Annotated in this window: 14 protein-coding genes and 1 pseudogene; 3 read left to right on the forward strand and 12 right to left on the reverse strand. The window is 37.1% G+C overall.

Annotation, left to right across the window (positions count from 1 at the left end; all coding sequences use genetic code 11):
• Window positions 1–83: 83 nt before the first annotated feature.
• The 3 genes from essB to NON16_RS05585 all read right to left on the reverse strand — a co-directional run bounded on the left by essB (window position 84) and on the right by NON16_RS05585 (window position 2,062).
• A complete protein-coding gene (gene essB, locus NON16_RS05575) occupies window positions 84–1,436 on the reverse strand; it encodes a type VII secretion protein EssB (RefSeq protein WP_257347607.1) in 1,353 nt (450 codons plus the stop codon).
• Window positions 1,437–1,450: 14 nt separating this feature from the next.
• Entirely contained in the window at window positions 1,451–1,693 is a 243-nt protein-coding gene (gene yukD / locus NON16_RS05580) for an ESX secretion system protein YukD (protein WP_257347608.1), read from the reverse strand.
• Between the two features lie 75 nt (window positions 1,694–1,768).
• Window positions 1,769–2,062, reverse strand: a complete 294-nt coding sequence (locus NON16_RS05585; RefSeq protein WP_257347609.1) for a WXG100 family type VII secretion target — start codon at window positions 2,060–2,062, stop codon at window positions 1,769–1,771.
• 562 nt (window positions 2,063–2,624) lie between these two features.
• Here NON16_RS05585 and NON16_RS05590 point away from each other — a divergent pair.
• The 3 genes and pseudogenes from NON16_RS05590 (at window position 2,625) to NON16_RS05605 (ending at window position 6,811) form a co-directional block, all read left to right on the forward strand.
• A complete protein-coding gene (locus NON16_RS05590) occupies window positions 2,625–3,584 on the forward strand; it encodes a DUF1672 domain-containing protein (protein ID WP_257347610.1) in 960 nt (319 codons plus the stop codon).
• Window positions 3,584–5,679: pseudogene (locus tag NON16_RS25575) on the forward strand (SA1320 family protein). Before NON16_RS05590 ends, NON16_RS25575 begins: the two are co-directional and overlap by 1 nt.
• A gap of 271 nt (window positions 5,680–5,950) precedes the next feature.
• The gene (locus NON16_RS05605; protein WP_257347613.1) at window positions 5,951–6,811 is read left to right on the forward strand and encodes a DUF1672 domain-containing protein; all 861 of its coding nucleotides are present in this window, start codon (window positions 5,951–5,953) and stop codon (window positions 6,809–6,811) included.
• Between the two features lie 95 nt (window positions 6,812–6,906).
• On the opposite strand, the gene NON16_RS05610 is transcribed toward NON16_RS05605, so the two are convergent.
• The 9 genes from NON16_RS05610 to NON16_RS05650 all read right to left on the reverse strand — a co-directional run bounded on the left by NON16_RS05610 (window position 6,907) and on the right by NON16_RS05650 (window position 13,783).
• Entirely contained in the window at window positions 6,907–7,164 is a 258-nt protein-coding gene (locus tag NON16_RS05610; RefSeq protein ID WP_257347614.1) for a hypothetical protein, read from the reverse strand.
• A 103-nt stretch (window positions 7,165–7,267) separates the two neighbouring features.
• Window positions 7,268–7,882, reverse strand: coding sequence for a nicotinate (nicotinamide) nucleotide adenylyltransferase (nadD, locus tag NON16_RS05615; protein ID WP_257347615.1), 615 nt, complete (start codon window positions 7,880–7,882; stop codon window positions 7,268–7,270).
• 26 nt (window positions 7,883–7,908) lie between these two features.
• On the reverse strand, window positions 7,909–9,384 hold the full coding sequence (locus tag NON16_RS05620; RefSeq protein ID WP_257347616.1) for a nicotinate phosphoribosyltransferase: 1,476 nt from the start codon (window positions 9,382–9,384) through the stop codon (window positions 7,909–7,911).
• 68 nt (window positions 9,385–9,452) lie between these two features.
• Complete coding sequence (locus tag NON16_RS05625) at window positions 9,453–10,001, reverse strand: cysteine hydrolase family protein (protein WP_257347617.1); 549 nt, start codon at window positions 9,999–10,001, stop codon at window positions 9,453–9,455.
• A 27-nt stretch (window positions 10,002–10,028) separates the two neighbouring features.
• Window positions 10,029–10,805, reverse strand: a complete 777-nt coding sequence (locus tag NON16_RS05630) for an NUDIX hydrolase (protein WP_257347618.1) — start codon at window positions 10,803–10,805, stop codon at window positions 10,029–10,031.
• Window positions 10,806–11,000: 195 nt separating this feature from the next.
• Window positions 11,001–11,723, reverse strand: coding sequence for a sulfite exporter TauE/SafE family protein (locus tag NON16_RS05635; RefSeq protein WP_257347619.1), 723 nt, complete (start codon window positions 11,721–11,723; stop codon window positions 11,001–11,003).
• Between the two features lie 348 nt (window positions 11,724–12,071).
• Window positions 12,072–12,482: a gas vesicle accessory protein GvpU gene (gvpU, locus tag NON16_RS05640; protein WP_257347620.1), complete on the reverse strand. Its 411-nt coding sequence runs from the start codon at window positions 12,480–12,482 to the stop codon at window positions 12,072–12,074.
• A 74-nt stretch (window positions 12,483–12,556) separates the two neighbouring features.
• Complete coding sequence (gene gvpT, locus NON16_RS05645; RefSeq protein ID WP_257347621.1) at window positions 12,557–13,435, reverse strand: YtxH domain-containing protein; 879 nt, start codon at window positions 13,433–13,435, stop codon at window positions 12,557–12,559.
• An 18-nt stretch (window positions 13,436–13,453) separates the two neighbouring features.
• Window positions 13,454–13,783 (reverse strand): gas vesicle protein, encoded by a 330-nt coding sequence (locus NON16_RS05650; protein WP_257347622.1) that lies wholly within the window; start codon window positions 13,781–13,783, stop codon window positions 13,454–13,456.
• Window position 13,784 lies beyond the last annotated feature (1 nt).

The following is a 13,784-nucleotide window of genomic DNA, read 5'->3' on the forward strand; positions in this document are numbered from 1 at the left end:
AGAGACCAAGCAACGAAGAAATTCGACAGCTATTTTTACCGGACTTTTTGAACAACCTCTATCAGCTTTCCATGTGAAAGATATTATTCTTTCTTAGTATCTGCAGGCTGTTCTTTTGAATCAGCTGCCTTTTCAGTTGCTTTCTTTGCGTCTGCAGGTGATTCCTTCTTATCATCGGAAGCCTCAGGACTTTTTGCAGTATCCTTTTCCTGCTGATCAGCATTCGGATCTTGTTCGGAGGATGAATCCGATTTCGATTCCTCTTCTTGCTTTTCCTTCTGGGCTTCCATCTCTTTCTCGTATTCCTCAATTTCACTTTCGATATCATCCAGTGTTGACTGCTTTTCATCACTAGCAAGCTCGTCATTTGCTTTCACTTGCTCACGGTATTTAAGAAGTCCAAATAAAATTAAATCCCGATCCTCTAGGAACCTCGCTATGTCTAACGCTTCCTTCGCATTCCCTCTACCAATATGAATCCAATACTCGTAATAGCTTGGGTCAGACTGAAGCGTAACTGTATTTCGAACATTTTCTTTCTGATCCTCAGTTAGCGATTCATTAATAATATAAGATAAGGCTAACTCGTACTGGGCAACCTTAGGCATATCTTTAATTTCGTAAGGCTGCATTGCTGTAACAACCTCGCTGTATTCATTGGAAAGAAACTTCTCCTGTGCGTGGATAATACTGGATTGTTTGGGCTGTATAAAAAAGATCGAATAAATTGAATAAATAAGAGCTGGTAGTAAACAAAGGATTAACCCTAACAACACATATCGGTTCATCTTCCACTTTTTCTTGCTGACACTGACTAGTAGAGATCCAGCTTCTCTCGTTTTATGTATTTGTTCATTTAACAATTCGTTCAATTCTTGTTCTGATTTTGTCTCAAGAATCTTCGCTGCTAACGGGGAGAGCTTAAGTGTTTCCTTGAATTTCAAGTATTGTTCAAATGTATATTGCGGGTCTGCCATTGCGGCAACTGCAGCTCTCGTTTCCAACCATAATTGCCCAGCATCCTTCTCATAAGGAGGTAAACTTTCCTTCACCCCATAATGAAGGAAGTAAGGTGTTAAGCCCTGGTCAAATACGATATTCTCCGGACATACAAGAATATTTACCCGTGACAAAGAATGGATGTTCACTCTTTCGACGAGCTGATATGCACACATGAGCCGTTCCTTTTCATCTAAATGCTTCAATTGCGACCAAAATGAGTATGATTTCGGTAAGGTATGCGTAATCTTCAGTTCGTCATCAACCATTTCAATCTCTTTATCGATCTGAGGATTCATCTCCTTAAGAAAATATACTTCAGTCGGTTCATTCAACTTGATCTGTTCCTTTTGAAAAGTGAAGGTAATATGATTGTCTTTCTGATGAACAGTTGCTTCTAATAATTCTTCTAAGTATGATCCACCGTTCTGTGACATTCTATTGCTCTCCTTCATAATATTTCAATTCGATCTCCGGTAGTTATCCCAGCATCAACAAGTCGTTGGTTTCCTGGTAACACCTTTTGTTTATTAGCTACTCGGATCCAATAACCCTCTCGAGGCATTTTCTCTAGTTTTTTAGTTTGCCAGACAAGATCCACTAGCTTTTTTATAGAATGGTAATTTGATAGTCTTAAATCAAAGCTTTCCTGGTCTTCATAATGATGAAGGTCTATGGTGATTTCTATGTACATGTCAGTTCACCTCATAAGGAAGGAGCGCTGGTGGAAACCAGGCGCTCCCCATTTATTCATGGATTTTAGTAATAATTAGCCACGAATTTGATTCGCGATTTGAGTATCTGCATCTTCAAGAGATTTTGCAGTGCTGTTTAATTGAATAGAGATATCTTCAAGAAGCTGTTGCATTTGCAAGAATGATGGACGAAGGGATTGATACTGCTCGCTGAATGCACGGCTAGATTCACCTTCCCACATACCCTCTAGCTCTTGAATCATGTTATCTAGACGAGAAATTTGTTCTCCAACCTGACTACTTTCACTTGTGTAACGATTAGACATGCTTGATAATTCTGCTGGTGTAACGCGAATAATTCCTGACATGTAATTTCCACTCCTTTAATTCATCATTTTTATTGGCATTTATCTATATAAAATGAAAATACCCGAACCAAAACTACTTTTGATGCATTACTAATTTTCAGAGCTTATTATAAGTCCCTGTTTTTTTACTATAATATACCAATAACATACATTCCCAATTAAATACATAGCTAAACCAAATTGTAATAAAAAAGCAAACTTAGTAACTATGAAATTTTTATGTAATAGTATAAAGGTCACGCAATACTACTAATCTATATTAGTAAAATAGTTATATGGAAATACTGGTTTAAATCATTCAATTATTAGGGTATTAACAAATAATAGCAGTATTTGTATAAAAAGTATGATTTTTGCGCCATTCATAACCTTATCATAACTTTAATCGACAATATTTTAAATAGTAACTTACATCCTTCTTTTTCCTCATTTTCACACCTTTTAAGTTAAAAATGTATGATGCACATGTAAAATGATTCCTTTTCCTATACAATAGGTAGATGAATTCATTAATGAGAAAATAACCTATGCCTTAACACCATACATAAGGAGGATGAACGTCATGAAAAATAAAAACAAAATGATCGTATTAAGTATTGGATTTTCACTATCGCTAGGAGGTTGTGGAGATATGGGTAACTCAAATGGCAACAATAATGAAGACAACAAGAACTTAACAAAAGAAGAAAAGCACGATAAAGAAAGGTACGTTAGCGTTCAGGACTATACGGGGCAAGGTTATGAGACACTGGAAGGTAACGGTGAAGAAGAAGATAAAATTGCAGAGGCAAACCGAGAAACAGTTCATAAAGCTGTAAAGGAGTTCTTCCTCAATGACTACAAAACAGAGGTGAAAGTCCATAATATTGTCGGTGCTGAGGATGCTGCCATTGTATTTGTAGAATCAATTGGAGAACCTCACTTTTATACTTATGCACTAGTACCTGTAGATGTTGACCAAGAGAAAGTACTAGCTGATCAAATTTGGTCACAGGAAGGGCAAGTTGAAGAAGCACTTACTACTTCAATCTTTGCTATGATCCATGATAAGGAAGTTACGAAATTATCTAATTATCTAGAAGGTATAGTAGAAGAATACCCTGTTGTTGGTAAACAGATGGAAGCATTACAAAATGTTGGGGCAGATGGGTACGGAACACCTTATTTTTTCATTAGTAGTTTAGATCCTGCCTTTGAAGTACTATATAATTCTTATTTAGACAATCCCGATATCACAAAAGAAGAGTTGAAGGAAAAATTTAGCAAACTTGACTATCCACCTAAAGGATTAATATTTGCTATTAAGTTATATATGGAAGAACCAAATACCGAACCGAGTAAAGAAATCTTCAATAAAATTGTTTCTGATTTAGAAGAAATGGATGGGTTGGCTCGGGGATCCTATGCTGTTTATCTAAATGACAACCGAGTAGATAAAACAACTGCAATTGGTACAAAAGATAATACATTAGAACGGGCAAATCCGAACTATATTATACAAAAAGTAAGGGAGAATTTGTAATGAATAAGCCCTTTATCAGAGAGTCTAAACAGAATAACATCGAGATCTCAACTAATGACAAAGATTTAGTTGAACTTAGTGGATACCATGCTTATCTACCATATGAAGAAGAAGATATATTTTTTGCTAATGAAAAAAGGTACACAGTTGTTGACACCAACTTCAACCATTCTTCTGGGCTTGATGCATTAACCGTTCAAAATTACGATACTGGTAAATACACGATTGTTTTCGTCGGTTCAGCTGATGACACAGATTGGACAAAAACCAACCCAAAATTATTAAGCGATTTGGAAAATGATCAAATGAATGCTGCTCGAGATTACTTTGATGAGATGGATGAGAAGTACAACATCTCTTCTATTTGTGGGAACTCGTTAGGTGGAGCAACGACGAATGCAGTAGCAATTTTACACCCAGAAGTAAAGGCGGTTACGATAAATCCTGCCCTACTGCCAGATGGATTGATGGACCCAAATAAAGAGTATCTAAACATTACGAACTATTTCAGTAAATATGACCCTCTCACATTGGATGAAACTGCCCTCAAACTAGATCAGCGCATACCAGGGAAGCAGTATTCAATTAACAACGGACTTCCATTAATGGACTTGCTGGCGTCTAATCATAAAGGATATTATGAAAGCGAAGAAGGAAAACCATTCTACGAAATCGGGGTAAAAGGTCAACCAGGTTATGGGAGGATTTTTCTTGATGCTGATAACCATGTGGTGACTAGTATATGGACCGGTATTCCGTTATATGGCGGTAATACCGAAAGAATTAAAATCAATAAAGAGAATCTGGATCAGCTGGTCGATGCATTGGATAACAACGTCCTTGATCGGTTAACGAGAGCACAATATTATATGGGGAATTCCGTTGCAATTGTGAAAAACGAAAGCCAAAATTTTTCTATGAGGGTAACGAAACTTCAAAACGTTTTTGAAGACTTGTTTGAAAACCTAGTGGGTAATGTAATGTTCACAGGGATTACTTCTACAGGAAGCCGTTGAAGGCAGAAGTCGATCACCTTATCTCTTTAGTAGATACTGCGGAGGGTTGGTGCCAATCTCTAAATTCAATTCTAAATTCCCCTCCTACTGAGTTTGTGGAATCCATAATCAAAGCGAATGTCGACGTAGAGTCAATTTTTAACCAAATTCGCAAATTATTAAATGACCTAAAGACCGGAATCGATGAACTAACGAACAATATAACGAATATTATTACAAATCAAATACCTGAATTATTTACAGGTGTAAAAAACTTTTTTGTTGATGCTGTTGTTGGTGAATTGAAAGCTCATTATTATATTATTGATGGCAACAAAGACAAGGTCCTGGACCATGTCACACAGTTTAAAACACAAGTCCACGAGGTAGGAAATGCATTTCAAAATCGAGACCAAACTCTTGCCCAAGCTATTGAAAACAAAGGTGGCCTCCTAAGCAGCGTAGATAAAGTCCAACAATCAACTGATTTCAAGCTCAGGGATTCCCCTCATATGATTGAGGAAATGCGTATTAAAGAGATTCATCTAGATATTGCTTTTAGTACATTTGCTACTGGTACACGCGATTTTCTACTGCCAATAATCGGAACATTAAGAATGGTTGCTGTAGAAATCACCCAATTATTAGATCAAATCTCTATGACTGTAAAAGGTGTAACGAATATTAGTTTAAGCGGCACAATACCCGGGTTCTTTATCAGTAAACTTACTGATTATGACGATAAAATTAGAAATTACGTTAACAATACGCTCGAACCAATCGAAGAGGCATCTGCACTAATAGATGGGTTTCGAAAAGGATTTGACAGCATGATTGTCAATTTCCCATCCTTATTTTATAACTTTAGGCCGTATGTTGATAATGCAATACTTAGCGTTTCAGACTATCACAATGTGCACCTATACAACTTAGCAGCCATTGCCATCCTTGATGAGATGAAAATGCTATTTGAAGACGTTGTATATCAGCTGTCTGATCATCAAGCGAAGGCTATAGACGAACTTCGTTTTATCTCTGAAAAAGTACTAGCGAACATGACAGTCTTAGAAGAACAGGTTAACCGAGTAACATTGAACTAACAGAGCTTTTGTTTGTATTTATGAAACCATTAATTTTAGGGATATCGTTTCTCAGAACGATATCCCTTGTTTTCTTCTTATTGAAGTCTATTAAACACATATGACTTTACGAGCGAGTACATAACTTACATTTCCTTAAAAAAATAATACACTTAAGCGTTCATATACACCCCTATCAAGTAAAGAAAGGAAGATGAACATTTTAAAACATAGAAATAAAATACTCATATTTAGTCTCGGGTTATCAATTTTACTGGTAGGTTGTTCAAATATGGGTAAGTCAAATGATAACAATGATAAGAATATAGCAAAAGAAGAAAAGTATGTCAGTGTGCAGGAATACACTGGCCAAGGGTATGAACTCAATAACGGAGAAGAAACTGACAAAATAGCCGAAGCACATCGAGAAGAAATCGATAAAGCAGTGAAAGCGTTTTTCCTAGAAAAGTATAAAACAGAAGTAAAGGTTCATAATGTCGTCGGTGCTGCTGAAGGAGCATCAGTATTTGTAGAATCTGTGGGAGAACCACATTTTTATACCTATGCGATTGTTCCAATTGATGTTAAAGAGAAAGAAGTGCTTACAGAAAAAGTTTGGTCCAAGGAGGAACAGGTCGAAGATGCAATAAAAGGTGGATTGTACGCACTCCTCTTTGAAGAAGAATTTAACACTTTAGATGAGTATTTAAAAACGTTCTCTAAAAAGAATGATGTCGTTGGAAAAAGAGAGGAATCACTTGAGAATGTAGGGGGTACCGGATACATGACTCCTTATTATTATATTACTACTTCAATCAATGATGATGCTATTAAACCCGTTTATGAGCTATATCTTAAGAACCCTACTGTAAATAAAAATGCACTTAAAAAAGCTTATAATAATAGTGCATTTTCAGAAGAAAACTTCAAAATTACCATACAGCTTTTTATGGAAGATAAAGAAATGGCACCAAGCGAGAAAATTTTTAATCAAGTCTGTGATGATTTAGAAAAGATGAATACTATTCCAAAAGGATCTTATAGCGTAGTGGTTAACGATAACAGAGTTGATAAAACAACAGACACAGGTTATAAAGACAATTCGTTAAAAAGAGCCTATCCAAATTATATTTTAAAGATAAAAGTTCGGTGAATAGGAAGGTAAATTAAAAATGCCAAAAGAAAACAAATGGACATCACTTTCGAACGATATCCATTGTTTGTGCTCTTATGAACAAAAGCAATAAATTAACCGCCCACGACATGTTTCTTATTCACTTTCTTAGATAGCCATTTCATAAATAAAAAGGTGAAAATACCACCCAATATACCAGCAAATGGAAAGGCTAATATGGCTGAACCAAACAAGAACATTGTAATGAGACTACTCACCCAATCATCTGGAAGAACAAACTCCATTGCAATATATATTAAAAAAAGGTACGAAATAGTAGAACTTAGTACAAACGTGATCGTACCCCATATTATTTTTTGTGAAGTAGTCATCCTGCTCTCCCCTTCATTACCTTAATCTTAATATTTAATCACCATTTTGAACAATAACTACCGGTACCTACAGTATTTCATATCGCAGGTTCCGGCAGCATATCTATTTATACAGTGAATTCTCTTTAATGTATTGATAACAAGCTTCTGGAAGCAGGTAGCGGGGTTCTCCGCCTCTTGCGAACTCTTCTCTGATGTACGTTGAACTGATTTCCATTGCAAGACCTTTGTCAATCAAGTGGAATCTGGTTCCGTCATCATGATTCCGTAAAATTGGGGAGCTTGCAATCGTCTTCAGCATATCGACCCCGTCTCTAGCCATGACAATGAATTTATTCGTTGAAATAAGTTCCTCGGAATACTTCCATTGACCATCTGCAATATCCTGCAAAAGATCTGCACCCATGATAAAGTATACCTCATCATTTGGATACTTTTTCTTGAAGTGCTCCATCGTAAAGTACGTGTACACTTCCCATGCTTCTGATTTCATTTCATAGTCATCAACTTTGAACTTTGGGTTGTCTGTCAACGCTAATTGAAGCATGTCCCAGCGGTGTTCATCGTTCGTCTTCATTACTTTATCCTTACGTTTACTTGAACATGGTAAGAAGATAACTTTATCAAGCTTACAACGATGCGCTACTGTGCTGGCAGTCCATAGGTGAACGTTCGTTACCGGATCAAAGCTGCTTCCGTAAATCCCGATTTTACCCATTGTCTAATCCCCTCTATCTTGAAATATTATTTTCTTGTATTCACCATTTCCGCCACTTTTTCTTTTACCTCTTTAATATTTTTCATTTTATTGTCCCAGCAATCTTGACTTAAATCCACTGGATACTCTTCAGGGAACATAGAGCGTTTGTATTCATCCCAGATTATGTTGAGGTTAGCCTTTGCGTATTCCTGGATTTCTTGTAGGCTTGGTAATGTATAAACAAACTCTCCATTCACAATTATGTCTTGATGCAGTTCTTTTGCTTCAAAATTGGTAACGAATTTGCTAACAAAGGTATGGACAGGGTGAAACATTTTAAGACGTTCTTCTTGTTGAGGGTTTTCATTTTCTAAGGCGATATAGTCCCCTTCTGCTTTATGATTGACTGTATTGATAATTCGATAAACGTTCTTAATACCCGGCGTCGTAACCTTTTCGGGATTTCCACTTATTTTTATCGTATCCTTCATTTTGCCATTATCATCTTCAATGGAAACAAGCTTGTAGACGGCTCCTAATGCGGGCTGATCGAATGCTGTGATCAACTTTGTACCAATACCCCAACTATCAATTTCTGCCCCTTGTGATTTAAGGTTAATGATCGTATCTTCGTCTAGATCATTGGATGCTATGATTTTCGTATTTTTAAAACCAGCCTCGTCCAGCATTTTTCTCGCCTCTTTAGAAAGGAAAGCTAAATCCCCGCTATCGAGTCTTATCCCTACAAAATTGATCTTATCACCTAATTCCTTGGCAACTTTAATCGCAGTAGGAACACCGGATTTCAGGGTATTATACGTATCAACAAGGAACACACAATCTTTATGGCGCTGAGCATATTTGTGAAACGCAACGTATTCATCCCGGTAAGCCTGGACCATAGCATGGGCGTGCGTTCCTGCCACTGGAATTCCGAATAACTTTCCGGCCCTTACATTAGAAGTCGCCTGAAATCCGCCGATGTAAGCCGCCCTTGTACCCCAGATCGCTGCATCCATTTCATGTGCACGGCGAGTTCCGAATTCCATAGCCTGTTCTTCTTCAATTACCTGTTTAATACGAGAGGCTTTCGTCGCAATTAAAGTTTGGTAGTTTACAATATTCAAGAGTGCAGTCTCGATCAGTTGAGCTTCGATTAAAGGTGCTTCGATACGAATTATTGGCTCATTACCGAAGACTAACTCCCCTTCTTTCATAGAGCGAAGGGTACCTGTAAATCGAACATCCTTTAAATACGCTAGAAAGTCGTCTTTATACCCTAGTTCGTTCCGTAAATAATCAATATCGCTCTCGGTAAAACGGTAATTTTGTAAGTATTCAATAACCCTTTCTAGTCCAGCAAACACCCCATATCCATTACCAAAGGGTAGATTCCGAAAAAACACTTCAAAAACGGCTTTTCGTTCGTGAATATTATCTTCCCAATAAGTCTCAGACATATTGATTTGATATAGATCAGTATGAAGTGTTAGACCATCGTCAGCATATTGTTTTTTCATTTGTGAAAACCTCCATCAATTAAAAGTGACACTGCTATGTGTAGGATGAACTTTTTTGTTAGTGGTAGTTAAATGACTTCTGCCCCTAAGCAATTACGAAAATGTTCTAATGCCCAATCGTGACCAGCTTGATTGAAGCTAGCAACTGCTTTCTCATGTACAACCATTTTAAAGCCTTTATTATAAGCATCTACGGCGGTGTGTAACACACAAATGTCGGTACAGACCCCAATTAAATGAACTTCTGTAATATCTCTCTCCCGTAGTTTCATTTCAAGGTCAGTCCCTGCAAAGGCACTGTACCGCGTTTTGTCCATCCAATAGACATTTGATTTATTTTTGTGGGATTGATAGAGAGACTCTATAGAACCAAATAATTGATGCCCCTCTGTCCCTTCTATATTGTGCGGTGGAAACAACTTGTTCTCTGGGTGAAATTCGTCCTTTTCTTGATGCAAGTCTACGGCAAAAATGACGTAATCTCCAGATCGAATAAACTCCTCAGTTAGTACAGCGACTTCATTTTCGATATCTTGACCTGGTTTTCCACAAGTTAATGCACCAGCATCTGCAATAAAGTCATTCGTGTAATCGATGTGGATTAAAGCTCTCATCATTAGAACCCTCCTAAAAAGGAATTTTATTTAATACCTAGCAGTGTAGATCGACTTTACTACTTTCATGTCATTAAATTGATAAAGTTGGGTTGGACGCTTCGACGTTCTAGATGTTTTTTTGCCTTCTACCTCGTTAATAAAAGGTAACGTTTTCACTTTACGTGCAAAAGCTTCTCCACTCATTATCGCTGGATCATCTGTCACTGTCATTAATACTGATTGAAGTTCAGAATAAGTGAATTGCTCCGGTAAGAATTTTTTTGCAACCGTTGTTTGTAATAAATCATTCGTGATAACCTCAATCGCATCATCAATAATATCTTTGTGATCAAATGCAAGCTTCAGTCCGCTTAACTCTTCTAACGAGAAAAGCTCAACCTCTGCAGCATCGTCATTTGCCTTCCTTTGCGCAAGGTATTCCTGCGGGACAATCGCGTAATGCGCATTCGTAATCATCCAACCCCTCGGATCTCTTCCAGGAGTGTCATAAGAGCCAAAATGCTTAATGTGTATCCCGCTAACGCCGGTCTCTTCTTCTAGTTCCCTCTTCGCTGCCTCAAATCCTGATTCATTCTCATCAACAAATCCACCTGGTAATGCCCATTTACCTGCTTCGATATTTGGACTACCTTCTGAATTGAACTCAGATCGTTTGATTAACATAAGCTTCATTGTCATTTTCGAAGGCTTATAAATCTCTATCTGTTCGGAAACAATCGTAAAAACAGCAATGTCTGATGTGTATCCATCAGGGGTTCGGTATTTGCTGACTTCATATTGTTGTAATGCATCTTGGTTTGACATATCAGATCCCCTTACTTCGATTTGATATACATTGAATTTTATTAATTAACAATATGTTATTTGTTAATTTTATTATAACAAATGTACTTTCTAAGTCAACAATTATTAAATTTTTTGTTTTGTTTTTTCATGAAAAACCCGTATCGGTAAATATGATACGGGTTTTTGAATGATTAATTACTAAAATGTTTCCTTCTACCATTTCCAGCTTTCGTAAAACAAATATACCCCAGTAAATAATAGAATGATATATGTAAAAATCCGAAATGTTTTTTGGTTAATCCGTTTAAACAGCTTTTGACCGACGAACATTCCGATTAATAGGATGGGCAAAGCAAGTCCACTAGATGTCCAAACGATTTTATTCGTTCCAGCGAAAATAACTTGAACAATTAAGCTCATCGCATATATAAACAAGTAAAAGCCTAAGGTCGTCGCTCTTAATGTCTCTTTTTTCGTATCTGTTCCTGAAAAGTAGAGAAGTATTGGTGGACCGGGCATTCCTATGCTCGTCGTAAGCATCCCTGAAAGCCCTCCTATTGTAAAGTCCCTGTTGTTTGTTTTTTTGACACGAAATTTTAACATTAATAAAACCGTTAGAACTAAAATAATCACGCTTATGCTGAGTTTTAACAAAGTCATATCCAGTAAAAGAAAAAGGGAAATTCCAACCGGTAAGCCTGCAGCACTACCAATGACAAACCTTTTTAAGATACCAAGGTCGATATCCTTGCGAATTTTCGAGATTAGCGCAAATGAGATGACCAGAGATAAGACTAAATTAATTTGGATCGCTTCTCTAGGTTCAAAGATCAACAACAGAAAAGGAGTTGCCATAATTGAAAAACCAAACCCTGTACTCGTTTGCAAGATCGCCGCAACTAAAATAATCCCTATAAATAATACGATCGTATCCACCAAAAACACCTACATTGTTTTTATGTCTTAACATATTATAAGTTTAACATACAGGTGGAATCACAGAGTCAATGATGAGGTCGACAGAAAAGTTACATTTTACACTATTGGATAATAAACCTAATAATTTGGATAACAAACTTGGAGTTTTGGATAACAAACCACTAAGTTTGGATAATAACCTCCACATTTCAGATAATAAATCGTTATTTATTACTTTTCGATTTGAAATTATCTGAAATGTGGTAGATGTTAAAGTGGGCATCATTACTATTTACAGTGATTTTTACCTCTTCAATACAACAAATGACGGGGTTCTTACACCCGCCATTCGTTTTTTCACCCAATTTATGATTTTTTGCTAGTGCTACTACTTTTCGAATCTGATATCTTCCCTAGGAAAAAGCCATCTATCTCGCTTAACTTCCCTCTCCAAAGTATTTTCCCCTTGGAAGGTGTAGGCTTGTTATCACCACAATAGACGCGGGTATTTTTCAGGTGGATAAAGTCTGCTCCTCCATTACTGATCGAATCCACTGACTCGCTTGTTGCTGCAAGCTGACTGCTAACCTCTTGAGCAATGTCGCTTCCATCCTCAAACGTTTCACTCAACGTTTCAAAGTATTCCTTTGCTGATACCATTGTCCCTGAAACGACAGCACCACTTACATTCAAGGTAATATCTAATGCAAAATCGTGTTTATTGGATGCATTAACAAAGAATTCTAGAATACTATCTTTTGGTGCAGTTGAACTCATCTAAATTATCTCCCTTCAATTCCTTTACAAAGTATAATTATTAAATGTTATATACGCTTGGAACCGCAGCCTCTCTATGTGGATGTGTCATCATCACTTGAAAGAGCTGTGTCCTCTTCGTCTTCTTTATCCTTGCTGGATTTCTTCGCTTTTGTCTTTTTCTTTGCTTTTGACTTGCTTGGTTTTTTCGCTGCTTTTTTCTTGTCTTTCTTTACGTCTTCCTCTTTTTCATTAGTATCTTCTTCTTCGCTTTCGTCTTCACTTTCTTCTTCTTCTTGTTCATCTTGTTCTTCTTGTTCTTCTTGTTCTTCTTGTTCTTCTTCAGTATCCTCAGACTTCTTCTTGCTTTTCTTCTTTTTCTTAGGTTTACTTTTCGTTTTCTCTTCTTCCTCGTCGTCTTCCTCTTCGCTTTGTTCCTCTTCTTCATCCTCATCTTCTACATCGAGGTCGCCTTCATCATCTTCGCCTTCTTCTTGTTCTTCTTCATCCTCATCTTCATCTTCATCACTGTCCAGGCCTAACTTACTCATTTTCTCTTCAAGTGCGTTTAGTTGGTCTTGAAGCATTTTGTTCTCTTCTTTTAGATCGTCATAGTCGTCACTTGAGTCTTCTTCTGTGGCGCTAACCTGTGTCTCTGTCTCTTCATCAACTTCATCTGATTCGTCCTTATCTTTCTTTAAAAAGCTAGTAGTAGATGATTTTAGATTACGGACAGCTTGCATTGATCTTTCTTTCCCGGAATCTTTAAAACTACCAAGCTTTTCTTTTGCTACTGTCCCAAGGTTAACACCTTTACTTTTCAAGGCTTCTTTGTCTACACGGGCGAGTAGCTTTTTACCATTTTCAGGGGTAGCAAGATATCCGACTGTAGCACCGAGAATACCACCTGCTACTGTCCGTTTGACCTTTCCACCTTTTATCATGTTCTTCGCATGTTTTGATTTGTTTACCATACTATTCGCCTCCAATTATTACTGATTTTCTGACGTATTCAAGCGGTTTGTGCTCATTTTACTTTCAAGCGATTCGAGTCGTTCATGCAATTTCTTGTTTTCTTCCTCAAGCTCTTTCGTATTATTTTCTGAAGCCTTTGAACTTAGGTACGGATCGGTTTCCCACCAGTCCATGCCTATTTCCTTCGCTTTATCAACAGAAGCAACAATAAGGCGAATTTTAATCGTAAGCAGTTCTACATCGGCAATTCCTACTCGAATATCACCTGCTATGACGACTCCTTTATCCAAAATCTTTTCTAATACATCTACAATCGTACTTGATTGCATGGGATGTTCGACTGCCATT

Source organism: Pseudalkalibacillus decolorationis (assembly GCF_024609785.1).
Classification (GTDB): Bacteria; Bacillota; Bacilli; order Bacillales; family Fictibacillaceae; genus Pseudalkalibacillus; species Pseudalkalibacillus decolorationis.